This is a genomic window from Streptomyces sp. NPDC088762 (genome assembly GCF_044750905.1).
Classification (GTDB): domain Bacteria; phylum Actinomycetota; class Actinomycetes; order Streptomycetales; family Streptomycetaceae; genus Streptomyces.
In genome coordinates, this window is sequence record NZ_JBIVKT010000002.1 from 25,576 (window position 1) to 51,507 (window position 25,932).

17 protein-coding genes are annotated in these 25,932 nt (G+C 70.1%); 7 read left to right on the forward strand and 10 right to left on the reverse strand.

Annotation, left to right across the window (positions count from 1 at the left end):
* Position 1: 1 nt before the first annotated feature.
* The 6 genes from mmsA to ACIP5M_RS04880 all read right to left on the reverse strand — a co-directional run bounded on the left by mmsA (position 2) and on the right by ACIP5M_RS04880 (position 8,018).
* Entirely contained in the window at positions 2-1,549 is a 1,548-nt protein-coding gene (mmsA, locus tag ACIP5M_RS04855; protein WP_401191947.1) for a multiple monosaccharide ABC transporter ATP-binding protein, read from the reverse strand.
* Between the two features lie 102 nt (positions 1,550-1,651).
* Entirely contained in the window at positions 1,652-2,746 is a 1,095-nt protein-coding gene (gene chvE / locus ACIP5M_RS04860) for a multiple monosaccharide ABC transporter substrate-binding protein (RefSeq protein WP_401191949.1), read from the reverse strand.
* A gap of 232 nt (positions 2,747-2,978) precedes the next feature.
* Complete coding sequence (locus ACIP5M_RS04865) at positions 2,979-4,421, reverse strand: GH1 family beta-glucosidase (protein ID WP_401191951.1); 1,443 nt, start codon at positions 4,419-4,421, stop codon at positions 2,979-2,981.
* A 160-nt stretch (positions 4,422-4,581) separates the two neighbouring features.
* Positions 4,582-5,478, reverse strand: a complete 897-nt coding sequence (locus ACIP5M_RS04870; protein ID WP_401191953.1) for a carbohydrate ABC transporter permease — start codon at positions 5,476-5,478, stop codon at positions 4,582-4,584.
* 4 nt (positions 5,479-5,482) lie between these two features.
* Positions 5,483-6,541: a carbohydrate ABC transporter permease gene (locus ACIP5M_RS04875; protein ID WP_401191956.1), complete on the reverse strand. Its 1,059-nt coding sequence runs from the start codon at positions 6,539-6,541 to the stop codon at positions 5,483-5,485.
* Positions 6,542-6,656: 115 nt separating this feature from the next.
* The gene (locus tag ACIP5M_RS04880) at positions 6,657-8,018 is read right to left on the reverse strand and encodes an ABC transporter substrate-binding protein (protein ID WP_401191958.1); all 1,362 of its coding nucleotides are present in this window, start codon (positions 8,016-8,018) and stop codon (positions 6,657-6,659) included.
* A 401-nt stretch (positions 8,019-8,419) separates the two neighbouring features.
* Between ACIP5M_RS04880 and ACIP5M_RS04885 the strand changes: the two genes are divergently transcribed.
* Entirely contained in the window at positions 8,420-9,484 is a 1,065-nt protein-coding gene (locus ACIP5M_RS04885; RefSeq protein WP_401191960.1) for a LacI family DNA-binding transcriptional regulator, read from the forward strand.
* A 115-nt stretch (positions 9,485-9,599) separates the two neighbouring features.
* On the opposite strand, the gene ACIP5M_RS04890 is transcribed toward ACIP5M_RS04885, so the two are convergent.
* Positions 9,600-11,360 carry a glycoside hydrolase family 6 protein gene (locus ACIP5M_RS04890; protein ID WP_401191962.1) on the reverse strand — a complete coding sequence of 587 codons (1,761 nt, stop codon included), beginning with the start codon at positions 11,358-11,360 and terminating at the stop codon, positions 9,600-9,602.
* Between the two features lie 693 nt (positions 11,361-12,053).
* On the opposite strand from ACIP5M_RS04890, the gene ACIP5M_RS04895 reads away from it, so the two are divergent.
* Positions 12,054-14,978, forward strand: coding sequence for a glycoside hydrolase family 48 protein (locus tag ACIP5M_RS04895; protein WP_401191964.1), 2,925 nt, complete (start codon positions 12,054-12,056; stop codon positions 14,976-14,978).
* An 80-nt stretch (positions 14,979-15,058) separates the two neighbouring features.
* Here ACIP5M_RS04895 and araA read toward each other — a convergent pair whose 3' ends face one another.
* Together araA and araB are read right to left on the reverse strand one after the other, a co-directional pair.
* Complete coding sequence (gene araA / locus ACIP5M_RS04900) at positions 15,059-16,570, reverse strand: L-arabinose isomerase (RefSeq protein ID WP_401191966.1); 1,512 nt, start codon at positions 16,568-16,570, stop codon at positions 15,059-15,061.
* 67 nt (positions 16,571-16,637) lie between these two features.
* Entirely contained in the window at positions 16,638-18,332 is a 1,695-nt protein-coding gene (gene araB, locus ACIP5M_RS04905; RefSeq protein ID WP_401191968.1) for a ribulokinase, read from the reverse strand.
* A 522-nt stretch (positions 18,333-18,854) separates the two neighbouring features.
* Between araB and ACIP5M_RS04910 the strand changes: the two genes are divergently transcribed.
* The 4 genes from ACIP5M_RS04910 to yjfF all read left to right on the forward strand — a co-directional run bounded on the left by ACIP5M_RS04910 (position 18,855) and on the right by yjfF (position 23,643).
* Positions 18,855-19,853 (forward strand): substrate-binding domain-containing protein, encoded by a 999-nt coding sequence (locus ACIP5M_RS04910; protein ID WP_401191970.1) that lies wholly within the window; start codon positions 18,855-18,857, stop codon positions 19,851-19,853.
* Between the two features lie 114 nt (positions 19,854-19,967).
* Positions 19,968-21,527 (forward strand): sugar ABC transporter ATP-binding protein, encoded by a 1,560-nt coding sequence (locus ACIP5M_RS04915; protein WP_401191972.1) that lies wholly within the window; start codon positions 19,968-19,970, stop codon positions 21,525-21,527.
* Positions 21,524-22,624 (forward strand): ABC transporter permease, encoded by a 1,101-nt coding sequence (locus tag ACIP5M_RS04920; protein ID WP_401191974.1) that lies wholly within the window; start codon positions 21,524-21,526, stop codon positions 22,622-22,624. The genes ACIP5M_RS04915 and ACIP5M_RS04920 overlap by 4 nt, the downstream gene beginning before the upstream one ends.
* Positions 22,621-23,643: a galactofuranose ABC transporter, permease protein YjfF gene (gene yjfF / locus ACIP5M_RS04925; RefSeq protein WP_401191976.1), complete on the forward strand. Its 1,023-nt coding sequence runs from the start codon at positions 22,621-22,623 to the stop codon at positions 23,641-23,643. Before ACIP5M_RS04920 ends, yjfF begins: the two co-directional genes overlap by 4 nt.
* Before the next feature lie 161 nt (positions 23,644-23,804).
* Here yjfF and ACIP5M_RS04930 read toward each other — a convergent pair whose 3' ends face one another.
* The gene (locus ACIP5M_RS04930) at positions 23,805-24,827 is read right to left on the reverse strand and encodes a LacI family DNA-binding transcriptional regulator (protein WP_401193499.1); all 1,023 of its coding nucleotides are present in this window, start codon (positions 24,825-24,827) and stop codon (positions 23,805-23,807) included.
* Between the two features lie 342 nt (positions 24,828-25,169).
* On the opposite strand from ACIP5M_RS04930, the gene araD reads away from it, so the two are divergent.
* Positions 25,170-25,931: an L-ribulose-5-phosphate 4-epimerase AraD gene (araD, locus tag ACIP5M_RS04935; protein WP_401191979.1), complete on the forward strand. Its 762-nt coding sequence runs from the start codon at positions 25,170-25,172 to the stop codon at positions 25,929-25,931.
* Position 25,932: the final 1 nt, after the last annotated feature.

Sequence of the window (25,932 nt, forward strand, 5' to 3'; positions counted from 1 at the left end):
CTCACACCTGCTTGTCGGGGTATGCCGCGCTCATGGTCATGAGCCGCATGAGGGATTCCTGGGTGGCCTCGGCGCGGGGCACCTCACCGGTGATCCGGCCTTCGGCCATGGTGTAGATCCGGTCGCACAGGCCCAGAAGCTCGGGGAGCTCGGAGGAGATGACGAGGACCGTCTTTCCCTGGGCCGCGAGTTCGGCGATGACGGTGTAGATCTCCGCCTTGGCACCGATGTCGATGCCCCGGGTGGGTTCGTCGAGGATCAGCACCTCCGGCTCGGCGAAGATCCACTTGCTGAGGACGACCTTCTGCTGGTTGCCGCCGCTGAGCTTGCCGGTCTGCGCGAACACCGAGGGGGCCTTGATGTTCATGGTCCGCCGGAACGATTCGGCGGTCCGCGCCTCCTCGTGCCGGTCGACCCAGCCCCGCCGGGCGACCTTGCCGAGGGCGCTCAGCGAGATGTTCCGGCTGATGTCGTCGCCGAGGTCGAGGCCGAACTGCTTGCGGTCCTCGGTCACGTACGCGATGCCGTGCCCGATCGCCTCCGGTACCGTCCGGGTACGGACCTCCCGGCCGTGCAGCCGCACCCGGCCCCCGGCCCACCTCCCGTACGAGCGGCCGAAGACGCTCATGGCCAGTTCGGTGCGGCCGGCGCCCATGAGACCGGCTACGCCGACGATCTCGCCTCGGCGGACGTTCAACGAGGCGCCGTCGACCACCCTCCGGCGGTGGTCGATCGGGTGCAGGACGCTCCAGTCCTCGATCTCGAAGGCGACCTCGCCGATCACCGGGGTGCGCTCGGGGTAGCGGTGTTCCAGGTCGCGGCCGACCATGCCACGGATGATCCGCTCCTCGGAGATGCCCTCGGAACCGATCGCGATGGTCTCGATGGTCCGCCCGTCGCGCAGGATGGTGACGGCATCGGCCACCCGGGCGATCTCGTTCAGCTTGTGCGAGATGAGGATGCAGGAGATGCCCTGCGCCTTGAGTTCGAGGATCAGGTCGAGCAGCTTGCGGCTGTCCTCGTCGTTCAGGGCGGCCGTCGGCTCGTCCAGGATGAGCAGCTTGACCTTCTTGGCGAGCGCCTTGGCGATCTCGACCAACTGCTGCTTGCCCACGCCGAGATCGGCGATCCTGGTGTGCGGGCTCTCGTCGAGTCCGACCTGCCGGATCAGTGCGGCGGCGTGCGTCAGCGTCCGGTGCCAGCTGATGACACCCCGGGTGGCGTGCTCGTTGCCGAGGAAGATGTTCTCGGCGATGGACAGGTAGGGCACCAGCGCGAGTTCCTGGTGGATGATGACGATGCCGCGCTGCTCGCTGGCCCGGATGTCCCGGAACCGGCAGGGTTCGCCCTCGAAGCGGATCTCGCCTTCGTAGCTGCCGTGCGGGTGGACCCCGCTGAGTACCTTCATCAGTGTGGACTTGCCGGCGCCGTTCTCACCGCAGACGGCGTGCACCTCCCCTCTGCCGACGGTCAGGTTGACCTCGGAGAGGGCCTTGACACCGGGAAACGTCTTGCTGATCGACCGCATCTCGAGAACGGGTCGGGCCATGGTTGTGCTTCCGTATCGTCGGGGCGGTGCGGTGCCGGGCGGTCTCCCGGGCGCCGCACCGCCGGTTCGGCGTCGCCGGACCCGTCGGCCGGGCTCCGTGGGCTACTTGAGCTGGTCCGCGGTGTACTGGCCGCTGTCCACCAGGACCTTCCGGTAGTTCTCCTTGTCGACGCTGACCGGCTGGAGCAGCTGCGCCGGTACGGTCTTGACACCGTTGTCGTACTGTCCGGTGTCATTGATCTCGGGCTTGCCGCCGGACAGCAGCGCGTCGCCCATCTGGACGGCGGCCTTGGCCAGTTGGCGGGTGTCCTTGTAGACGGTCTGGGTCTGCTCGCCCGCGATGATCGACTTCACCGAGGCCAGCTCGCCGTCCTGGCCCGTGACGACGGGCAGTGGCTGACCGGCGCCGTAGCCGACGCCCTTGAGCGAGGAGATGATGCCGATCGAGATGCCGTCGTACGGCGAGAGCACGGCGTCGACGCGGGCGCCGGTGTACGACTTGCTCAGCAGGTTGTCCATCCGGGACTGGGCGAGGCCGCCGTCCCAGCGCAGTGTGGCGATCTGGTTGAACGAAGTCTGGCCGCTCTGCACGACCAGCTTCTTGCCGTCGATGTACGGCTTGAGGACACTCATCGCACCGTTGAAGAAGAACGTGGCGTTGTTGTCGTCCGGTGAGCCGGCGAACAGCTCGATGTTGAAGGGGCCCTTGCCGTCCTTGAGGCCGAGTTTGTCGACGATGTAACTGCCTTGGAGCACGCCGACCTTGTAGTTGTCGAAGGTCGCGTAGTAGTCGACGTTCGCGGTGCCGCGGATCAGCCGGTCGTAGGAGATGACGGGAACGTGGGCGTCGGCGGCCCTCTGCAGCACGTTGGTGAGCGAAGAACCGTCGATGGCGGCGATCACCAGCAGCTTGGCCCCCTTGGTGATCATGTTCTCCACCTGGGCGACCTGGTTCTCCACGACGTTGTCGCCGTACTGCAGATCGGTCTTGTAACCCTTGGCCTGGAACTCCTTGACCATGTTGGTGCCGTCGTTGATCCAGCGCTCCGACGACTTGGTCGGCATCGCGATGCCGATGAGGCCCCCCTTGGCGTCTGCGCCGGCCCTGCCGTAGCCCGCCCCGTTGGCGCTCTGGCCGCAGGCCGCCAGCGACAGCGCGAGACCCACGGCGACAAGGCCCGCTGAAAGCTTCCGCACAGTTCCTCCAGTGATGTTCCGCGACCGGCACAGTGCGACCCGGCTGGGTGACCGGAAGCGGTCGAACGGGGGCGGCCGGGAGTCCTCTTCTCAAGCTGTGCGCATTCGGATTGCAGCGGCTCCGGCCTGGCGATACCTGAGTGTTAACGCTAACAAGTGCGCCGTCAAGGGTCTGTTCGGATCACCGTCGGGTCGACAACGGCGCCGACCGAGGCTTCCTGGGAGCCGCGGGTTACGCGTTGCCGGGAGCGTGCAGTTCTCCCGTCCGTGCCACGCGGGAGTACCAGCGCGCGCTCGATTTGGGTGTGCGCTTGAGGGTGTCGTAGTCGACGTGGACGGCGCCGAACCGTTTCGCGTAGCCGTACGCCCACTCGAAGTTGTCGAGCAGCGACCACAGGAAGTAGCCGCGCACGTCCGCCCCGTCCCTGATCGCCCGATGCACGGCGTCGAGGTGCGCGTGGACGTAGGCGGCGCGCTGCGGGTCGTGGACCGTGCCGTCCGGCCCGATCTCGTCCTCGTACGCGGCGCCGTTCTCGCTGATGACGAGCGGCAGGCCCGGATACCGGGCGGTGGTGCGGGTGAGCAGGTCGTAGAGCGCGCCCGGGTCAACCGGCCAGCCCATCGCGGTGCGTTCGCCCGGGGCACGGTGGAAGGCGACCTCGTCCGCGCCCGGCCAGGGGGAGTGCTCGCTGTTGCCGTGGCCGTCGTCCTGCGGCCGGGCCGCGCCCTTCGCGACGTGCGAAACCACCGTCGGGGTGTAGTAGTTGACGGCCAGCAGGTCCAGCGGCTGGTGGATCGCGGCGGTGTCGCCCTCCCTCACGAAGGCCCAGTCGGTCAGGTGCGCGGTGTCGGCGAGGAGGTCCTCGGGGTAGGCGCCCTCCAGCATCGGGCCCAGCCAGATCCGGTTGCCCACGGCGTCGATGCGGCGCGCCGCTTCCCGGTCCTCCGGCGAAGGGCTCAGCGGGCGGACCTCGTGAAGGTTGAGGGAGACCGCGAGTTGAGCGTCCGCGGGCAGGGCGGACCGCAGCGCCTGGACGGCGAGGCCGTGGCCGAGGTTGAGGTGGTGGGCGGCACGGAGGGCGGCGACCGGGTCGGTGCGGCCCGGGGCGTGGACGCCGGACGCGTAGCCGAGGAACGCGCTGCACCAGGGCTCGTTCAGCGTGATCCAGCGCTTGACCCGGTCTCCGAGGGCGTCGGCGACGAGGGTCGCGTACTCGGCGAACCGCTCGGCGGTCGGGCGTTCCGGCCAGCCTCCCGCGTCCTCCAGGTCCTGGGGCAGGTCCCAGTGGTAGAGGGTCAACGCCGGGGCGATGCCGGCAGTGAGCAGTTCGTCGACGAGCCGTCGGTAGAAGTCCAGGCCCTTCTGGACGGCGGGTCCCCGGCCGGTGGGCTGCACGCGTGACCAGGAGACGGAGAACCGGTAGGCGTTCAGGCCGAGTCCGGACATGAGCCGGACGTCCTCGGCATACCGGTGGTAGTGGTCCACCGCCACGTCCCCGGTATGGCCCTCGAAGACCTTGCCGGGCGTGTGCGAGAAGGTGTCCCAGATGGACGGGGTCCGGCCGTCCTCGCGGGCGGCGCCCTCGATCTGGTACGCGGCCGTGGCCGTGCCCCACAGGAAACCGGGCGGGAAGGTGCGGGTGGCGGTGAGTGGCCGGGTCTCGGACGCGGTCATAGGGGAGCGCTCCCAACGCAGGTTTGAATAGAGGGGTGCCGGATGAAGTCGTGCCGGGTGAAGCGCACCGGAAGGACACGGTGCCGAAGGTGGGCGCGAACAGGCCGACCGGGTGTCGGCCGTTCCGCGGCGAACGGCGCGTTCCGCGGTGTACGGCGCGTCAGTTCTTGACGGCGCCGGCGGTGATGCCGCCCACGACGTGCTTGCCGAGTACGGCGAAGACCAGGAGCAGCGGCAGCGTGGAGATGAGCGCGCCGGTCAGTACGACGGCCTGGTCGACGGTGTGATTCCCCGCGCCGAGGCCGGCCAGGGCGACCTGGAGAGTGGGGTTGCCGTCGGGGGTCAGTGCGATGAAGGGCCAGAAGAAGTCGTTCCAGGCCTGGACGAAGACCAGCATGCCGAGGACCGCCATCGCGGGCCGTGCTACGGGGAACACCACGTGCCAGATGACGCGCAGGCTGTGCGCCCCGTCCATCCTGGCCGCCTCCACGAGTTCTGCGGGGAGTGCCTCGATGAGGTACTGGCGCATGAAGAACACGCCGAAGGCGGCGACGAGCGAGGGCAGGACGACCGACTGGAGCTGGTCGACCCAGCCGAGGTCGGTGATGATCTGGTAAAGCGGGATCACGCTGAGCTGCGGCGGGATCGTCATGGTGGCCACCACGAGCGCCAGCAGGGCGCCGCGGCCCTTGAAGGGCAGCTTGGCGAAGGCGAAGCCGGCCAGGGTGGAGAACACGACGGTGGACAGGGACACGAGCCCGGCCACGATCGTCGTGTTGACCAGCGCCTCGCCCATGTCGACCTGGTTCCAGGCGAAGGAGAGGTTGTCGAGAAGCCGGGGTCCGGGCAGGAGCGGGGCCGGGGCCTCGACCACGCGCTCGCCCGAATGGGAGGCGGCGACGAGGTTCCAGTACAGCGGGAAGAGGGAGATGAGGGCGGCCAGGCCGAGCAGGACGTAGGTCAGCGGTCCCGCGTGGTGCTGACGGCCGGCCGACGGGCGAAGACGCCTGGCGCGAGACGTCGCGGCGGGGGGCGTGGGGTCGAGTGTGCGGGCCATGAGGTCAGCTCCCCGCCTTCGTGCGTCGGTTGCGGTTGCGGGCGCGGCTGCGGCTGCGGTTCGAGCGGGAGATCAGGGCCTGGATCCCGCCGATGATCAGGAGGAGCAGGAGCATGACCCAGGCGATGGCGGAGGCCTGGCCCAGCGCGCCGGTGACCCAGCCCTTCTCGTACATGAGCAGGCTCAGGGTCTGGAACTGGTTCCCGCTGCCGCCGCTGATGCCGACGCTGCCGCCGAAGAGCATCGGCTCGCCGAAGAGCTGGGTGGCGCCGATGGTGGAGACGACGACGGTGAAGAGGATCGTCGGCCGGATGGAGGGGATGGTGACGCTGAGGAACTGCCGCAGCCGCGACGCCCCGTCCAGCGCTGCGGCCTCGTAGAGGTCCTGCGGTACGGCCTGCATCGCCGCCAGGTAGATGAGCGCGTTGTAGCCCGTCCAGCGCCACGTCACGATCACCGAAATCGCGATCTGCGCGGGCCACTTGGAGGACTCCCAGGCGACCGGGTCGAAGCCCAGCCAGCCGAGCACCGTGTTGATCAGACCGTAGTCGGTGTTGAAGAGCTGGGCGAAGACGAGCGTCGCGGCCGCGATGGAGGTGGCGTACGGGGCGAGGACGGCTACGCGGAAGAAGCCCCGGCCGCGGAGTCTGTAGTTGAGCAGATGGGCCAGGCCGAGCGCCATCAGCAGCTGGGGGACGGTCGAGATCACACCGATGGTGAAGGTGTTGGCGAGAGCGTTCCAGAAGAACTCGCTGGTCGCCAGCGCGCTGTAGTTCCCCAGTCCCCTCCACTGTGCGCTGCCCCCGAGTTCGACCCGGTGGAGCGAGAGCCACCCCGTGTAGATCAGGGGAAAGAGACCGAAGGCCGCGAAGGTGAGGAAGAAGGGAGCGATGAAGACGTACGGGACCGCCTTCAGATCGAGGCGGTAGAGCGTGCTGCGCCAGCCGCTCAGGCCGGAGGGCCGCTGCCTGTGGGGGCCGGGGCCGGGGCCGGCGCTGGAGCCCGGGGCTTGTGCGGCGGGGGGCGCGGAGCCGCCGCCCGTCGCCCGTACGGAGGTGGCCACGGGGGCTTCCTTCCAGGTCGATGCGTGCAGTGAAGCGGTGGTGCGGTGATGCGGTGGTGCGGACGAGCGGGGCCCGCCTCACCCGCGGGTGGCGGCGGGCCGTCACGGCCTCCCGCTACCGGGCGATCTTGTCGTCGACCAGCTTCTTGACGTTCTCCCAGGCCTTCGCCGGGTCGGTGCCGCGCTGCTCGATGTCGAGGATGCCGTTGTCGGTGAGGAAGGTCTTCACCTGGCCGTCCCAGCGGCTGATCGGGGCGGGCGTGATACCGGCTGCGGCCTGCGAGTAGATCCTGCCGACCGGGGTGTCGCCGAAGTACGGCAGCTTGGCGTTCTGAACCGCCGGGGAGGCGAGCGTGTCCTTGGAGGAGGGGATGTTGCCGTTCACCGCGAAAACCTTCGCGTGCTGGGCCGGAGCGGTGAGCCACGCGGCGAGCTCGGCCGCCTCCTTGGCGTGCTTGCCCGACTTCGGCACGGCGAGGAAGGAGCCGCCCCAGTTCCCGGCGACGGGCGGAGCGGCGATGTCCCACTTCCCCTGGTTCTCCGGGCCCGCCTGCTCCTTGATGATGCCCGTCATCCAGCTGGGACAGGCGACGGTGGCGAACTTCGAGTTCTTGAAGGCCGCGTTCCAGGTGCCCTTCTCGTCGAACTGGCGGAGCCCCGCGGTCAGTTCGCCCTTCGCGGCCGCGACGGCGGTGTCCCAGGCCTTCTTCACGCCCGGGCTGTTCTCGTAGTCCAGCTCGCCCTTGGCGTTGGCGTACTGGACGGGCTCGCTGGAGATCACGGCGTTGAACAGCCCGCTGGCGGAGTCGTGGAAGGCGGTCCCGGCCGGGGCGTTCTTCTTGTACGTCTCACCGGCCGCCATGAACTTCGACCAGTCGCCCGCCCAGAGCGCGGAGACCTCGGCGCGATCGGTCGGCAGCTTGGCCTGCGCGAAGAGGTCCTTGTTGTAGCAGATGGCCATCGGCCCGATGTCCGTGCCGAGGCCGATGACCTTGCCGTCGGCCGTGGTGGCCTGCTTGACCTTCCAGTCGAGGAACGCGCCGAGGTCCGCGCCGCCCGTCTTGCCCAGGTCGGCCCACTTGTCCGCCATCGCGGGGCCGGTCGCCTCGGCGATGTACCCCACCTCGAGGGCCTGGATGTCCGCGAGACCGCTGCCGCGGGAGAGGCGCAGCTTGAGCGTGTCCCAGTACTTCTGGCCGTCCGCGACGTTCGATTCTTCGATCTTGATGTTCGGGTGGGTCTTCGTGTACTCGGCGTAGAGCTTGGCCCCGGTCGCGTCGTCGTAGCCGAAGGAACCGAAGGTACCGATCCGCAGCGTGATCTGCTCGCCGCCGGCCGCGCCGTCGCCCTTGCCGTTGTCGCTGTCACCGCCGCAGCCGGTGAGCAGGGCCGTACCGGCCGACACCACGGCGACCGCGGCGACGACCTTGATCACGGTGCGGCGTCCGCGTCCGCGTCTGCTGCTGGAAGTACGCATTCCACTCTCCTCGTCCAAGGTGCTGCTCGTCGTGCGCCATGGGGGCCGGCGGGCTGTTCGCGGCTCGGCCAGGGCCCGCCCGGACCTGATGTGAAACCGTTGTCGCACCCCCGAATGGGAGCGCTCCCACGTCGTTGCCGGAAGGTTGCTGCCTGCCGGGTCGAAGTGTCAAGAGACGCACCCGAATTCATTACGCAGGGGTCTTCGGCGTGTGCCTTCCCCCACGTCTCGGGCACGGCTCGGCGGGTGGTGAACGCGGACGTGGCGAGTTCACGGATTCGCGCGTAGTGTGGGAGCGCTCCCACCGGGTTCTTCGGCGTAACGAGTGCCGCGCGAGGCGGTGGGGGTCCATCATCTTGCCTGATGCACCGGATCAGCCGGCCGGTCCGGCGCGGAGTGCGATGCACGAGGGGAGTTCGAGGGTCGTGAGCGGACGGCGGAACGACAGGCCCACCCTGGAGGAGGTCGCGGCCCTGGCCGGCGTCGGCCGGGGCACGGTGTCGCGGGTGATCAACGGCTCGCCGAGGGTGAGCGAGCAGGCCAGGGATGCGGTCGCCCGGGCCGTCGCCGAGCTGGGGTACGTGCCCAACCAGGCGGCCAGGGCCCTGGCCGGCAGCCGGACCGACGCGGTGGCCCTCGTGATCCCGGAGACCGAGGCCAGGGTGTTCTCGGAGCCGTACTTCCTCGATCTCATCCGCGGGGTCAGCGCCGAACTCGCCGAGGCGGACAAACAACTGCTGCTCACCCTGGTCCGCACCGAGGCGGAGCGGCAGCGCTTCGAGCACTATCTGGCCGCCCAGCGGGTCGACGGCGTACTGCTGGCATCCGTGCACGGGGACGACCCGCTGCCCGACCGGATCGCGGAGCTGGGGCTGCCCGTCGTCATGAACGGCCGCCGTTCCGAGGCCGAACCCGTCGCCTACGTGGACTCCGACAACATCGGCGCCGGCCGGGCGGCCGTGGCCCACCTCGCGGGGCGGGGCCGGAGCCGGATCGCCACCATCAGCGGGCCGCTGGACATGTACGTGGCCCGCGCGCGTCTGGGCGGCTACCGCGCGGGTCTCGCCGAGGCCGGCATCGCGCCCGACGAGTCGCTGGTTGCGACCGCGGACTTCACCGAGGAGGGCGGCCGGCGGGCGATGCGCGAGCTCCTGGAGCGCACACCGGGCCTGGACGCGGTCTTCGCCGCCTCCGACGTGATGGCGGCCGGGGCGCGCGGGGTGCTGCGGGAGGCCGGGCGGCGGATCCCCGAGGACGTCGCCCTCGTAGGGGTGGACGACTCCGCGGTGGCCCGCCTCATGGACCCGCCCCTGACGAGCGTGCGCCAGCCGATCGAGGAGATGGGCCGCACGATGACCCGGCTGCTGCTCCAGAAGGTCGCGGAGGGTCCCGGAGCCGGTCCTGCGGCGGGTGAGGAGCAGCGGCGGGTCCTTCCCACGGAGCTGATCGTGCGGGATTCCTCCTGAGGGGTGAAAGCCCCGAGCTGACTCCGCTTGCTGCTGGGGCCCGAGTGCGGTACGGCCGGAGCCGTACGGAATCCAGACGGTTCCGTACGGCTCCGGCTGCTTCACCGGCGGTGTGTCACAGGGCCGGGTAGGCGTTCTTCATGAGCTCCTGGAACTGGGCGGAGAACCACTGTCCGGCGAGCGGCGCGTCCGGGAGCGAGCCCGACATGCTGTTGCCGTTGCGCGCATTGCCCGTGTAGGTGGGGTCGCACATCCGGTCGAAGCCCTTGCCCTCGTTGTTCGGGATCTCCTTGCTGGCGCCGTCCGACTCGCCCGGCGGCTTGATCCACACGTAGGCGTCGATGCCCGCGGCGGGGGCGGCCTTGGGTCGTTCGCCGAGTCCGGCGCCCGACTGGTTGCACCAGTTGCCGAGGTGGATGCGCCGGTCGTAGCGGCCGCCGTTGACGTACGTGTCCACGCTGGTCAGCGCCCCGGGTCCGGTGGGCCGGGCCGCGCCGCCCCAGCCGTTGCGGGAGGTGTCGATCAGCATGCCGATGTTCGCGTCGAAGCCCAGCGACACCAGCTTGCTCCGCATGGCCTGGGCGTAGGACAACTCGTCCGTGTAGCGGTTCCAGTCGACCCACTTCGACTGGCGTACGGAGGTGCCGTTCACGGAGTCCCCGATCGTGAAGTGGTCCTCCTTGAGGGCGCTGTAGTTGGCCGTGTTCACGATGAAGCCGTGCACGCGGGAGAGCGTGGAGCCCTCGGCCGTGGCCGCCTGCCTGAACATCTCGGCGGAGGCGCCGAAGTTGTCGTCCCAGCCGAGCCAGCCGTGGTGGCCCGCGTCCACGTAGTTGTAGACGTTGGCGATCGAACCCAGCTTGTTCAGGGCGTAGCCGACCCCCTTCACGTAGTTGCCGTTGGCCTTCATCACATCGCAGTTGGCGGTGGCCGTCGGGCGCCCGGAGACGTTGGTGACCAGGTTCGGCAGCGAGTCGATCTCGACGGTCGTGACGATTCGCAGTGCCGCGTACTTGGGGTCGGCGAGGATCGCGGCGATCGGGTCGATGTACTGCGTCTTGTACTTGTCGATCTCGGTCGGGCCCAGTTCGCCGTTGGAGGCGAGCGCGGAGCAGTCCCGGCCGGGCAGGTTGTAGATCACCAGCTGGACGACGAGTTCGCCGCTGCCCTTCTGCGTCAGGGCGGCGTCCAGGTGGTCGCGCAGCCCCATCGTGCCGCTCGTGCCGGTGACCAGGGCGATGCGGTCGAGCCAGACGGCGGTGGGCTGGTTGGCGACCCTGCTGCCGCCCGGTTCGGCGGCGGCATGGGCGGACCACTCGGGGTTCACGTACATCTTGGCGCCGGCGTAGGGGTTGTCGACCTTGCCGCCGGGTGACGGAGGGGTGGTCGGCGGCGTCGTGGGCGGTGTGGTGGGCGGTGTTGTCGGGGGAGTGGTCGGGGGCTGGGTCGGATCGGTGGCGCCGTTGCACGTGACGCCGTTGAGCTTGAACGCCGCCGGGACGGCGTTCGTGCCGGTGTGCGAACCGTTGAAGCCGAAGGACGCCGAACCGCCCGTGGCCAGCGACCCGTTGTAGGACATGCTCTTCGCGGTGACCGCGGCCCCGGACTGGGTGAGGGTGGCGTTCCAGCCCTGGGTGACCTGCTGGCCGTTCGCGTAGGACCATTCCAGGGTCCAGGAGGCGACCGGGTCACCGGTGTTGGTGACGATCACGTTCGCGCCGAACCCGGTGTTCCACTGGTTGGTGATCTGGTATTCGACCTTGCAGCCCGCGGTGGCGGCGCCGGCGGAGGTACCGAACACGGTGGCGGTGGCGCCGGCGGCCGTGACGAGGCTCAGGGCTGCCAGTAACGCGGTGCGGGGGATGGTGCGGCTCATGTCGTGGGTTGCCTCTCAGTCGAGGGTGCGCAGGCGGTCGCGCTGCCCGGTGCCGAATGCGGTGAGTGCCGTGGTGCGGAGGGGTGCCGTCGTGCGGAGGGGTGCCGTCGTGCGGAGCGGGTGCGGTCGAGCGGAACCGGGCCGTGGCGCGGGCGAAGAGCGAGCGTCCGCGGGTGTGCTCGCCGCTCTCGCCCGTGACCGGGGCACCCGGTCCGCGACCGAGGTGAGGGTGGGGGATCGGTGAGCCACTGGCTTCGGGTCGTGCAGGCGAGCCCGGGGACCGGCGGGAGACTGCGGGTCCCGGTCGCATGCACGGCCTCCGCCAGGTCCTGCCTGTCGGCGACCTCGTGGCCGATGCCGGCAGGGACCGCCGTCGCGCAAGGCGGGCGCTGCTCCGCCGAGCAGCGCCGACAGGCGCGGGGATGGCAATGAGCGAGTCCTTGCAGCACGGGTGCGCCCTGACGGTGCGCCGACTGGTGGAACCGCTCCCACTGGTTGGGGCCAGACCGTAGCGCCAACTGTCGCCAAGGAAAAGAGGGGTTGTGCAAATCCCTCGCAGATTGCTTTCGGCTCTTCACGCGTCTTGACGCCACCACGCCACCTCTGCACAGTGGGAGCGCTCCCACTGGTCGGAGCTCGTGCGCAATCGTTCTTCCGTCCCCGTCTCCCCGAGTCGCGAGGAGAACCATCCGCATGTCGGCGCATCCCCCACCCAGACCGCACGTCCGACGCAGGCTGCTGACCGCATCGGCCGTGGCCGTCTCGCTGTCCCTCCCCCTCGGCCTCACGGCCGTCGGCGCCACCAACGCCGCGGCCGCGGCCGTGCGGTGCAGCGTCGACTACAAGACCAACGACTGGGGCTCTGGCTTCACCGCCGAGCTCACCCTCACCAACCGGTCCGCGACCGCACTCGACGGCTGGACCCTGACCTACGACCACTCCGGCAACCAGCAGCTGGCCAACGGCTGGAACGGCACCTGGACCCAGTCCGGCAAGAGCGTCCGCGTCGCGGCGCCGGACTGGAACAAGACCGTCGCCGCCGGCGCGGCCGTCACCACCGGCGCACAGTTCTCCTACAGCGGGACCAACGCCACCCCCACCTCCTTCGCCGTCAACGGCACCCCGTGCACCGGAGCTCACCAACCCCCGGTCGCCGTCCTGACCAACCCCACCGCAGGCGCCGTCTACACGGCGGGCATCCCCGTCCCGCTCGCCGCCACCGCCGCCGCGGCCGACGGCGCCACCATCGCCAAGGTCGAGTTCTACAGCGGCACCACGCTCCTGGGCACGGACACCACGGCACCCTTCACCCTGGATGCCGCCGGCCTCACCGCCGGTTCCCACTCCCTCTACGCCAAGGCCTACGACAGCCTCGCCGCCTCCGCCGAGTCGGCCCCCGTGGGCATCACGGTCGCCGCCGGCCCCGCGCTCGTCGCCGGTCCGGCCCAGCTCTCCGTACGCCGGGGGGAGACCGGTACCTTCGAGCTGAAGCTGTCCGGGCAGCCGACCGCGAACGTCATGGTGGGCGTGGCCCGCACGTCGGGCAACACCGACCTCGCCGCGACGCCCGCCTCGCTCACCTTCACCCCGGCGAACTGGAACACCGCCCAGAAGGTGACCGTCACCGCCGGGTCCACCGGCAGCGGCTCCGCCGTCTTCACCGCGACCGCCCCGGGCCACGCGAAGGCCGAGGTGACGGTGACCGAGTTGGCCGCCGACTCGACGTACGACGCCCGCTTCCTCGACCTCCACGGGAAGATCACCAACCCGGCGAACGGCTACTTCTCGCCCGAGGGCATCCCGTACCACTCCGTCGAGACGCTGATCGTGGAGGCCCCTGACCACGGGCACGAGACGACCTCGGAGGCGTACAGCTACCTGATCTGGCTGCAGGCCATGTACGGGAAGATCACCGGGGACTGGTCCAAGTTCAACGGCGCGTGGGAGACCATGGAGAAGTTCATGATCCCCACCCATGCCGACCAGCCGACGACCGGCTCGTACAACGCCTCCAAGCCCGCCACCTACGCCCCCGAGCACGACCTCCCCTCGCAGTACCCGGCCGCGCTCGACGGGGGAGTCGCCGCCGGTGCGGACCCGATCGCCGGCGAGCTGAAGAACGCGTACGGCACGGACGACATCTACGGCATGCACTGGCTCCAGGACGTCGACAACGTCTACGGCTACGGCAACGGGCCCGGGAAGTGCTCCGCCGGACCGACCGCGACCGGACCTTCGTACATCAACACCTTCCAGCGCGGGCCCCAGGAATCGGTCTGGGAGACCGTGCCGCACCCCACCTGCGACAACTTCACCTTCGGTGGCAAGAACGGCTACCTCGACCTCTTCACCGGGGACTCCTCCTACGCCAGGCAGTGGAAGTTCACCGACGCCCCGGACGCCGACGCGCGTGCCGTGCAGGCCGCCTACTGGGCCGACGTCTGGGCGAAGGAGCAGGGCAAGGGAAGCCAGGTCACCGCGACCGTCTCCAAGGCGGCCAAGATGGGCGACTACCTGCGGTACTCCCTGTTCGACAAGTACTTCAAGAAGGCCGGGAACTGCGTCGGCCCGACCGTCTGCCCCGCCGGCACCGGCAAGGACAGCGCGCACTACCTGATGTCCTGGTACTACGCCTGGGGCGGCGCCACCGACACCAGCGCCGGCTGGTCCTGGCGGATCGGCTCCAGCCACGCGCACAGCGGTTACCAGAACCCCCTCGCCGCCTACGCGCTCAGCGAGTACGCCCCGCTGAAGCCCAAGTCGCCGACCGGCGCCACGGACTGGGCCACCAGCCTCGACCGGCAGCTGGAGTTCTACCGGTGGCTCCAGTCCGACGAGGGCGCCATCGCGGGCGGCGCCACCAACAGCCGGCAGGGGCGCTACGCACAGCCCCCGGCCGGCACCCCCACCTTCCACGGCCTGTTCTACGACGAGAAGCCGGTCTACCACGACCCGCCGTCCAACCAGTGGTTCGGCTTCCAGGCCTGGTCCATGGAGCGGGTCGCCGAGCTCTACCAGCAGACGGGCGACGCCGGTGCCAAGGCGCTGCTCGACAAGTGGGTCGGCTGGGCCCTGTCGAAGACCACGATCAACCCCGACGGCACCTACCGCATCCCCTCCACCCTCACGTGGTCCGGCGCCCCCGACACCTGGAACGCGTCGGCTCCCGGCGCCAACACGGGTTTGCACGTCACCGTCGCCGACTACACCGACGACGTGGGCGTGGCCGCCGCCTACGCCAAGACCCTGACCTACTACGCCGCGAAGTCCGGGAGCGCCGAGGCCAAGCGGGTCGCCAAAGCCCTCCTCGACGGCATGTGGGCCCACCACCGGGACCCGCTGGGCGTCAGCGTCGAGGAGACGCGGACCGACTACAACCGGTTCGACGACCCGGTGTACGTGCCCGGCGCGTGGACCGGAAGGATGCCGAACGGCGACGCGGTGAACTCCTCGTCCACCTTCGCTTCGATCCGTACCTTCTACCAGGACGACCCGGCCTGGCCGAAGGTCGAGGCCTACCTCGCGGGCGGAGCCGCGCCCGTCTTCACGTACCACCGGTTCTGGGCCCAGGCGGACATCGCCCTGGCCATGGGCTCGTACGCGGAGCTGCTGGAGTAACGGCCCGCCCCGCCCGGAGGAGGGCTCCGCGTACGACGAGGCCGGGCGGTCCGCGAGGACCTGCCCGGCCTCCGAGCGGTTCACAGTCCCTGGGCCAGCCGGTGGTACGCCTGGTTCCAGCGGAGATCGCGCCGGAACTGCTTCGGGGTGGTGGTCTCGTCGATGAGGGCGAGTTCCATGCGGAGCATCTCCGCCAGGTCGTCGAGGTGGTCGGAGGTGAGGGCGGTACTGAGGACGGTATGGTGTGGTCCTCCGGCCGTCAGCCAGGATTCGGTGGAGGTCCGCAGGTCGGGGTGGGGCCGCCAGACGGCGCGGGCAACGGGCAGGGCGGGCAGCGGGTGGGGAGGTGCCACCACGTCGATGTCATTGGCGATCAGGCGGAAGCGGTCGCCGAGGTCGGCGAGGCCGACCACCACGGCCGGACCGGGGGCGGCGTCGAACACCAGGCGCACCGGGTCCTCCCGCCCGCCGATGCCGAGGGGATGGATCTCGCACCTCGGCCTGGCGGACGCGAGGGTGGGACAGACCTCGAGCATGTGCGCGCCGAGGATGAGCTCGTTGCCGGGTGTCAGGTCGTAGGTGTAGTCCTCCATGAAGGAGGTGCCGCCCGGGAGGCCGGCGGCGGCGACCTTGAGGGCGCGCAGCAGGACGGCGGTCTTCCAGTCGCCCTCTCCTCCGAAGCCGTATCCCTGGGCCATGAGCCGCTGGACCGCGATGCCGGGCAGCTGGCGCAGGCCGCCCAGGTCCTCGAAGTTGGTGGTGAAGGCCCCGAAGCCGCCCGTTTCGAGGAAGGTGCGCAGGCCGGCTTCGATGCGGGCCGCGTAGCGCAGTGCGTCGTGCCGGTCGCCTCCCGGTCGCAGTTCCGGAGTCAGGTGGTACAGGTCCTGGTACGCCTCGAGGAGGGAAGCCACCTCGGTCTCGTCCGCGCTGTCGACGACCTCCACCAGGTCGTTGACGCCGTAGGTGTTGACGGAGACGCCGAAGCGCAGCTGGGCCTCGACCTTGTCGCCCTCGGTGACGGCCACGTCGCGCATGTTGTCGCCGAAGCGGGCGACCTTGAGGGTGGCCAGTTCGGATCGTGCGGTGGCCGACCGCGCCCAGATCGCGACGCGTCCGCTCGTCACCGGATCGGTGACGTGGCCGGCCACGGTTTTGCGGGGGACGCCGAGGCGGGCCTGGACGTGCGCGAACTCGCGGTCCCCGTGGGCCGCTTGGTTCAGGTTCATGAAGTCCATGTCGATGGTGTCCCAGGGCAGGGCCACGTTCGACTGGGTGTGGAGGTGCAGCAACGGCTTGCGCAGCGCGTCCAGTCCGGCGATCCACATCTTGGCCGGCGAGAAGGTGTGCATCCAGGCGATGAGCCCGGTGCACCGGTCGTCGGCGTTCGCGTCGAGGCATACCCGACGGATGGCATCGGCACCGGTCAGTACCGGCTTCCACACCACGCGCGCGGGAATGCCGGAGGTGTCGGCCAGCACGGCGGCGATCTGCCGCGACTGGTCGGCGACCTGCTTCAGCGTCCCCTCCCCGTACAGGTCTTGGCTTCCGGTGAGGAACCAGATTTCCCGGACGGGAGGTGTTCGGCTGGGCACATCGACTCCTGAAGGTGACGTCCCGCGGCGGCGGGCGGGCGGGGGAGCGGGAAGGAAGAGCGGGGGGTCAGCCCGTGGTGCGGGCCGTATCGCGGATGCGCCTCAGGCGGTGCAGCAGGCCGCCGGTGCCGAAATGGTCGTGCAGGAGCCGGTACTCGGCGTAGAGGGCGTCGTAGGCGTCGGCCCGGGAGGCGTCGGGCGTGTAGACGGCAGGCCGTCGGCGGCCCATGGCGGCCGTGGCCGTGCGCACGTCGGGGTGCGCGCCGGCCGCCACGGCGGCATGGATGGCCGACCCGAGGGCGGGTCCCTGGTCGGACGCGGCCAGGGAAACGGGGCGGCGCAGCACGTCGGAGTAGATCTGCATCAGCAGGTCGTTCCTGGCCAGTCCGCCCGCGACGATGAACTCGTGCACCGGTACACCGCCCTTCTCGAGGGCCTCCACGATGACGCGGGTGCCGAACGCGGTGGCCTCGAGCAGCGCACGGTAGACGTCCTCGGGGCGGGTCGCGAGGGTGAGCCCGACGATGACTCCGGAGAGGTGGTGGTCGACGAGGACGGAGCGGTTGCCGTTCAGCCAGTCGAGGGCGACCAGTCCGTGGCCGCCGACCGGCTGCAGGGCGGCTTTCCGGGTCAGCAGGGTGTGGAGGTCCTCGCCGCGGTCGGCGGCCTCGGCGAGGTAGTCCGGCGGGACGCCCTGGTCCAGTACCCAGGCGAAGACGTCGCCGACCGCGCTCTGGCCGGCCTCGTATCCGTAGGCTCCCTCGACGATCCCGCCGTGGACGACACCGCAAATGCCGGGGACATCGGCGAGGACGGGGGCGTTCACGACGTGGCAGGTGGAGGTGCCCATGATGGCGAGCAGGTGGCCGTCCTCGACGGCCTGGGCCGCCGCTGCGGTGACATGGGCGTCGACGTTGCCCGCGGCCACCGCGATGCCGGGGCGCAGCCCCGTCCAGGCTGCCGCCTCCGTACTGAGCGAGCCCACGCGTGAACCCAGTGCGGAGAGGGGGAACGCGAGGCGGGTCCGTGCGAAGTCGGCGAACCGGGGGTTCAGCGCGGCCAGGTACTCCTCGCTCGGGTAGGCGCCGTCCTGGTGGATGCCCTTGTATCCGGCCGTGCATGCGTTGCGGGACTCGGTTCCGGTGAGCTGCCACACGATCCAGTCGGCGGCCTCGATCCACCGCGCGCAGGCTTCGTAGACGAGCGGATCCTCCTCCAGGACCTGGAGGGCCTTGGCGAACTGCCACTCCGCGGAGATCCGGCCGCCGTAGCGGGTGATCCATTCTTCCCCGCGGGCGTGGGCGAGTTGGTTGATGCGGTCGGCATGCGGCTGGGCCGCGTGGTGCTTCCACAGTTTGGGCCACGCGTGCGGCCGTCCGGCGAGCTCGGTCTCGGCGAGAGGAGTCCCGTCGGCCAGCGTGGGCAGGACGGTGCAGGCGGTGAAGTCGGTGGCGATACCGATCACCGAGGCGGGATCGATCCGGGCCGCCGCCACCGCCTCCGGGACGGCCTGACGCAGTACGTCCCGCCAGTCCTCGGGGTGCTGCAGGGCCCAGTCCGGAGGCAACGGCGCGCCGCCGTGGGGCAGGTGCCGGTCGATGACGCCGTGCCGGTAGGCGTGGACCGCTGCGGCCAGCTCCTGACCGTCGCGTACCCGCACCACCACGGCGCGGCCCGACAGGGTGCCGAAGTCGACGCCGACCGTGTACTGCTCCGACTCCTCGGAAGGCGGGGTGGGCGCGAGGGGATGGGGTGACGTCAACACAGTGCCTTTCGAAGTCGCCGTGGGGCGGCGGGCGGCGCGCCACGGCAGCCGGAGATGCCGTCCCGGCAGTCCTGGCGGTGCCGGGCGGTCGGCGGAGGGTCCGATGCCCTGCAGTGTGAGCGCTAACAATGTCGATAGGCAAGAGGCCTGCGTGGATCACGTGGAGACCGCTGCCTCGGTGTGGCGGCCTCCGTGTGCGAGGGCTCGGCTCGATCTGGTGTTGATCCACCGCTGGTTGAGGTGTCCGATCCGAAGGCGGAGTGGACGGTCTCGCCGAACGGGTGGAGTCGGTCGCGTTGTTGCACGTGCGCGGTAACGGACAGGTAACGCGCACAAGGGGGTTGAGAACCCGGCTTGTTAGCGCTCACAATGCGACGGCGCCCCTCCCAAGACCATCCGTCTCCTGTCGACCCCGGCTCCGAGCTCGGCTCCGACCGGGCCCCGCCACGCCCCTGCGCCCGGCACAGCCCGGCCCGGGCCGTGCGGAGCTCTTCCGTACACCCCGAAAGGACACCCGTCATGGCTCGCAGAGCAGTTCTCGTCCTCACCGCCGCCCTCCTCGCCTCCTCGGCGTTGACCGCCTGCTCGACCGAGGGCCCGGCCTCCGGCCCGGCCTCCGGGGGCAAGGCGGACTCCGGCGGCACGATCACCATGGGCTTCGCCCAGGTCGGCGCCGAAAGCGGTTGGCGCACCGCCAACACCAAGTCCGTCCAGGAGGCGGCGAAGAAGGCCGGGATCGACCTCAAGTTCTCCGACGCGCAGCAGAAGCAGGAGAACCAGATCAAGGCGATCCGCACCTTCATCCAGCAGAAGGTCGATGTGATCGCCTTCTCGCCGGTCGTGGAGTCCGGCTGGGACACGGTGCTGAAGGAGGCCAAGGACGCGGGGATCCCGGTCATCCTCACCGACCGCGCCGTGGACACCAAGGACACCTCCCTCTACAAGACCTTCCTGGGTTCGGACTTCGTCAAGGAGGGCAAGTCCGCGGGGGAGTGGCTGACCAGCACGTACGCCAACGAGCAGGGTCCGGTCAACATCGTCGAGCTCCAGGGCACCACGGGTTCCGCACCCGCCAACGACCGCAAGGCCGGCTTCGCCGACGTCATCCGCACCGACGGCAAGTTCAAGATCGTGGCCTCGCAGTCGGGTGACTTCACCCGCGCCAAGGGCAAGGAGGTCATGCAGGCGTTCCTGAAGTCGCAGAAGGACATCGACGTCCTCTACGCCCACAACGACGACATGGCCCTCGGCGCCATCCAGGCCATCGAGGAGTCCGGCAAGAAGCCCGGTACGGACATCAAGGTGATCTCGGTGGACGGAATCAAGGACGCCTTCGTCGCGATGACCGAGGGCAAGATCAACGTCGTGGTGGAGTGCAACCCCCTGCTCGGCGACCAGCTGATGGACCTGGCCAAGAAGGTCGTCGCGGGCGAGAGCGTGCCGCCCCGGGTCGAGACCCAGGAGGGCGTCTTCCCGCAGGACAAGGCCGCGGCCGCGCTGCCTTCGCGGAACTACTGACGCGGCAGCCGGTGCCGCAGGAAGCCCGGCCCGGGTCCTCCTCAGGATCTTGCGGGGCCCGCGAAGCCCGGCACCGCAGTCCGCTCCACCACCCCACCCATGAGAGGAGGGCGGATGGCATCCCCGTCCACCCCGCGGCGCACGGACGGCGGCGACCCGCAGCCGGTCCTGGAAGCCCAGGGCATCCGCAAGCAGTTCCCGGGCGTGCTCGCCCTCGACGGAGTCGCCCTGCGGCTCTTCCCCGGTGAGGTGCACGCCCTGATGGGCGAGAACGGCGCCGGGAAGTCCACCTTGATCAAGGTGCTCACCGGTGTCCACCCCGCCGACGGCGGCACCATCCTCGTCGACGGCCGGCCCCACGCGTTCGCGGACCCCCTCCAGGCGCAGCAGGCCGGAATCAGCACCGTCTACCAGGAGGTCAACCTCTGCCCGAACATCTCGGTCGCCGAGAACATCCTCATCGGGCGCGAACCGCGCCGGTTCGGCCTCATCCACTGGTCCGCGATGCGGCAGCGGGCGGCGGAGCTGCTGACGGAACTGGACCTCGACCTGGACGTCACCGGTCTGCTCGGTTCGCACTCCCTGGCCGTGCAGCAACTGGTCGCGATCGTCCGGGCGGTGGACGTCTCGGCGAAGGTGCTGGTGCTGGACGAACCCACCTCCAGCCTGGATCGCGAGGAGGTCGCCCAGCTCTTCACCCTGGTGCGGCGCCTGCGTGACCGCGGCGTGGCCATCCTGTTCGTCACGCACTTCCTCGACCAGGTCTTCGATCTCTGCGACCGCGTCACCATCCTGCGCAACGGCCGCCTGGAAGGCGAGTACCCCATCGGCGAACTCACTCCGGTGACGCTGGTACAGCGCATGATCGGCGGCGAACTGGCCACCCTCGACCAGCTGTCCGTCCGTGCCCACGAGGAAGCGGCCGGACGGGCGACGAGCGAGCCGTTCCTCCGGGCACGACAGCTGACCCGCGCGGGCTCGATCGAACCGTACGACCTCGACATCCATGCCGGCGAGGTCATCGGACTGGCCGGCCTGCTGGGCTCGGGCCGCACCGAAGTGGCGCGCCTCCTGTTCGGCGCGGACAGCGCGGACGCCGGAGAAGTGAGCATCGAGGGCAGGAAGGCAGTCCTGCGCACTCCCCGCCACGCCATCGCCCGGGGCATCGCGTTCTGCTCCGAGAACCGCAAGTCCGAGGGGCTGGTGGGCGAGCTCACGGTCCGCGAGAACATCGTCCTCGCGCTGCAGGCCGCCCGCGGTTGGACCAGGCCGCTGGCCCGTGCGAAACAGGACGAACTGGCACGGCGCTGGATCGAAGCCCTGGACATCCGCCCCGCCGACCCCGAAGCGCAGGTGCGCCACCTCAGCGGAGGCAACCAGCAGAAGGTCCTCCTCGCGCGTTGGCTGCTGACCGCACCCCGGCTCCTGATCCTCGACGAACCCACCCGGGGCATCGACATCGGGGCCAAGGCGGAGATCCAGAAACTGGTGGCCCGTCAGGCGGCCGAAGGCACGGCCGTGCTATTCATCTCGGCGGAACTGGAAGAGGTCCTGCGCCTGAGCCACCGCATCGCCGTGCTCCGCGACCACCGCATGGTGGCCACCCTCACGAACGACGACACCGTCACGCCCGAACGCCTCCTCACGACCATCGCCACCGGAGCGGACTCATGACCACCCAGCCTGCCAAGCCCGAGGCGGTCGGCGGAATCGGGAGACGCCTGGCCGGCCACCGCCTGCTGTGGCCCACGCTCATCCTGCTCGCGCTGCTCCTCGGCAACCTCGCGTTCCACCACGACTTCTTCTCCGTCCGCGTACGCGACGGTCACCTCTACGGCAGCCTCATCGACATCCTCCAGTTCGGGGCGCCCCTCACCCTCGTGGCGCTCGGCATGACCCTCGTCATCGCCACCCGCGGCATCGACCTCTCGGTGGGCTCCACCGTCGCCATCGCCGGCGCCCTCGCCTGCGGGCACATCTCCACCGCCGCACGTCCCGGCAGTGTCGCCACCATGCTCACGGCGGTCGCCCTCGCGCTCGGCGTCGCCCTCGTCCTGGGCCTCGCCAACGGCTTCCTGGTGTCCGGGCTGGGAGTGCAGCCCATCGTGGCCACGCTGATCCTCATGGTCGCGGGCCGCGGCGTCGCCCAGCTGATCACCGGCGGCCAGATCATCACGGTGACCAGCGCGCCCTACAAGACGATCGGCGGCGGCTACTGGCTGACCTTCCCGTTCGCCGTGCTCCTGGCCAGCGCCCTCGTCGCGCTCACCGGCTTCGCCACCCGTCGCAGCGCACTCGGCATGCTGATCGAGTCCGTAGGCGGCAACCCCGCCGCCAGCCGCCTGGTCGGCATCCGCGCCGGCGGTCTGCTCGCCCTGGTCTACGTCTTCAGCGCGCTGTGCGCCGCCGTCGCCGGGCTGATGATCAGTTCCAACGTCTCCAGCGCCGACGGCAACAACGCGGGCCTGTGGATCGAACTCGACGCGATCCTCGCCGTCGTCGTCGGCGGCACCGCCCTGACCGGAGGACGCTTCTCCCTCGGCGGCACCGTCCTGGGCGCCCTGATCATCCAGACCCTGTCCACCACCGTCTACACCCTCGGCGTCCCACCCGAGACGACGCTCGTCTTCAAGGCCTGCGTCGTCATCGTCGTCTGCCTCGTCCAGTCCCCGGTCTTCCGGGCCAAGGTCCTGCGCCGCCGCAGGACGACCACTCCCCGAGCCCACACCACGGCGGGCGCCGCCCCGCAGCAGCAGGAGGTACGCGCATGAGTACCGGCATCGCGAGCGCCGCCGCTGGGCTCACCCGCCCCCTGGCGACCGTGTCCCCGCGCACCCGCACCCGTATCCCACTGATCGTCACGGCCGTCCTGCTGGTCGTCATGTTCAGCGTCGGGTCGGTGCGCTACGAGGGCTTCCTCTCCGCGCAGGTCGTGCTGAACCTGCTGATCGACAACGGATTCCTCCTGGTCGTCGCGGTCGGGGCGACCTTCGTCATCCTCACCGGCGGCATCGATCTGTCCGTCGGCTCCATGGTGGCCCTGTCGACCACGCTCACCGCCTGGCTGGTCGAGTCGCACGGCTGGCCCCTGGCCACCGTCATTCCACTGGTCCTGCTGGTCGGCGCCGCGAGCGGGACGCTCATGGGCTGGATCATCCACACCTTCGAGATACAGCCGTTCATCGTCACCCTGGCCGGCATGTTCCTCGCCCGGGGGCTCTGCTACACGATCAGCACCGAATCCCTCACGATCAGCGACCCCACCACGGCGGGAATCGCACAGACCCGCCTGTACGGCCCGGGGGGACTGTTCGTCTCGATCCCGGTGGTCATCGCCCTGGCCGTGCTGGTGATCGCCTTCGTCGTACTGCACCACACGGGCTTCGGCCGCACCGTGTACGCGCTGGGCGGCAACGAGTCCTCCGCGCGCCTGATGGGTCTTCCGGTGGGCTCCACCAAGATCGCCGTATACGCTGTCAGCGGCCTGTGCTCCGCTCTCGGCGGCCTGTTGCTGACCTTCTACATGCTCTCCGGCTACGCCCTCCACGCCATGGGCATGGAACTCGACGCGATCGCCGCCACCGTGATCGGAGGTACGCTGCTGACCGGAGGTTCCGGCTTCGTCCTGGGCACCGCCCTCGGCGTGCTCGTCCTCGGCATGATCCAGACGGTCGTCAACTTCCAGGGCACGCTCAGCTCCTGGTGGACCCGGATCGTCATCGGCGCCCTGCTGCTCGTGTTCATCGTGCTGCAACGTCTGATGGGCGGCCGCCGCCCCGCCGCCGACTGACTCCGGCTCCGCGGCCGGTCAGCCCGTGCCACTGCGCGCGCGTGCTGCCCGCACGGCTTTCCGCCGACCAGGCCTCCGGGCCCGGTCGGACCGCGCCTGTCCGCGGAGGGTCCGCCGACCCGACGGCCCTCCCGCGCCCGGGCGGGCCGTACCGGTGGGGGTCATGCGCCGGGCGGAGCGATCCTGCGGGCCGTACTGGCGCGCACGATGAGCTCGGGCGCCACCACCAGGTGTGTCGACTCGTTGGTCCGGCCTTCGATGTGGTCCAGGAGCAAGCCGATGCTGTCGCGGCCGAGCGAGGCGAAATCCTGACGGATCGTCGTCAGCGGAGGTGGGAAGAACTCCGCCTCGGGGATGTCGTCGAAGCCGGCCACCGCTACGTCCTCGGGCGTGCGCAGGCCCGCTTCCCGCAAGGCCCTCAGGACACCGAGGGCCATCTGATCGTTGGCGACGAACACCGCGGTGAGGCCCGCTCCCTGCCCTCGTGACGCCCGTACCCGGCCCGCGAGCTGCTGGCCGGCCTGGTATCCGGACAGGGGACTCCAGTCGCCGCGCAGCAGGGGTGGCACCTCGGCGCCGGCATCGCGCAGCGCTTCCTCCCACCCCTGCGTGCGGGCCTCGCTCTCGAGCCAGTCGGGAGGGCCTGCGACATGCCACACGGTGGAGTGGCCCGAGGCGAGGAGGTGTTCCGTGATCAGGCGAGCGCCGAGGTTCTGGTCCAGTGACACCCCCGGCAGGTCCAGGGTGTGACCGCCTTCCACGGTGACCACCGGGCACGGTGCCGCCAATGCCGCCAGGGCCCTCACCGCGGCGCGCTGGGGAGTGACGGCGACGATCCCCTCCACGCCCCACCCGGCGAGGTGCTGCATGGCCTCGGAGAGGGCCGTCTGCGTGGCCGTCCGGAGCGTGACGGCGGACGTCAGATAGCCCCGGTCCCGAGCCGCCTCCTGAACTCCCGCCACGGTGCTGGCCGGCCCGTGCAGAGTGGTGTTCACCGCGATGACGCCCAGTGTGTGGGTCCGGCGCGTGGCCAGAGCCCGGGCCGCCGAGTTGCGGCGGTACCCCAGCTGCTCGATGACCTGGGTCACCGCGGCGCGGGTCTTGGCGCTGACGTTCGGGTGGTCGCTGAGCACCCGTGAAACGGTCTGATGGGACACGCCGGCGACGCGGGCGACGTCCGTCATCGTGGGCGCGCGCGAGACGTCTGGGAGCTGGGTCAACTCTCTTCCTTTCCTCATCGAGCGGCCTTCCTCACGGTACCGAACCAGCCGCGGCCCGCACACGTCTCGGACCGACCGGGAGATGGTCGACTTGTATCGATGTTGGCGTTCACATTATGCCGCGTTTCCCGCACGGTGCTGGCAGGAAACTGCGCGCACCTCTTGAAATGTTGGCGTGTTAGCGCTCACAATTCGGAGGGCTGCCGGGGTGCGCAGCCACGATGCCTGGTGCGGCCCCCGCTCAGTCCGGCCCACTCGGGGGCGACTGCGGGGTCTGCCGGACGCCGGTACGGGAAACCGCCGCACATGTCGGAGAGACGGAGACAGTTAGTGAGCCAGACCAGCCTCAAGGACCTCCGTCGCGAGGTACTCGCGGCCAACCTGCGGATCCCGGAGGCCGGCCTGGCCACCCTCACCTGGGGAAACGTCAGCGGAGTCGATCGAGACGCCGGCGTCTTCGTCATCAAGCCGTCCGGGGTCTCCTACGCCGACCTCACCGAGGAGGACCTCGTGACGGTGGCGCTGGAGGACGGGCGGGTCGTCGACGGGCACCTCAGGCCGTCCACCGACACCGAAACCCATCGGTGCCTCTACCGGGCCTTCCCCTCCATCGGCGGGGTCACCCACACGCACTCGGCGCATGCGGTCGCCTTCGCCCAGGCGCGCCGCCCGATCCCCGTGCTCGGTACGACACACGCCGACACCTTCAACGGCCCCGTCCCCGTGACGGCGGACCTCACCGCCGAGCAGTGCGCGCGGGACTACGAGTACAACACCGGACAGGTGATCGTTGCCCGGCTGGACGGCGACCCCCGTCGGGCCGACGAGGTCCCCGGAGCGCTCGTCTCGCGGCACGGCCCCTTCACCTGGGGCGCCACCGCGAAGGCTGCGCTGGAGAACGCCATCGTCTGCGAGGCCGTGGCGGAGATGGCACTGCACACGCTGGCGCTGGGGTCCCGCCTCGGGGACACCTCCGAGCCGCCGAGGCATCTGCTGGAGCGGCACTTCACCCGCAAGCACGGACCGGACGCCTATTACGGCAACGTCCCTCACTCCCGGGGCACCTGAG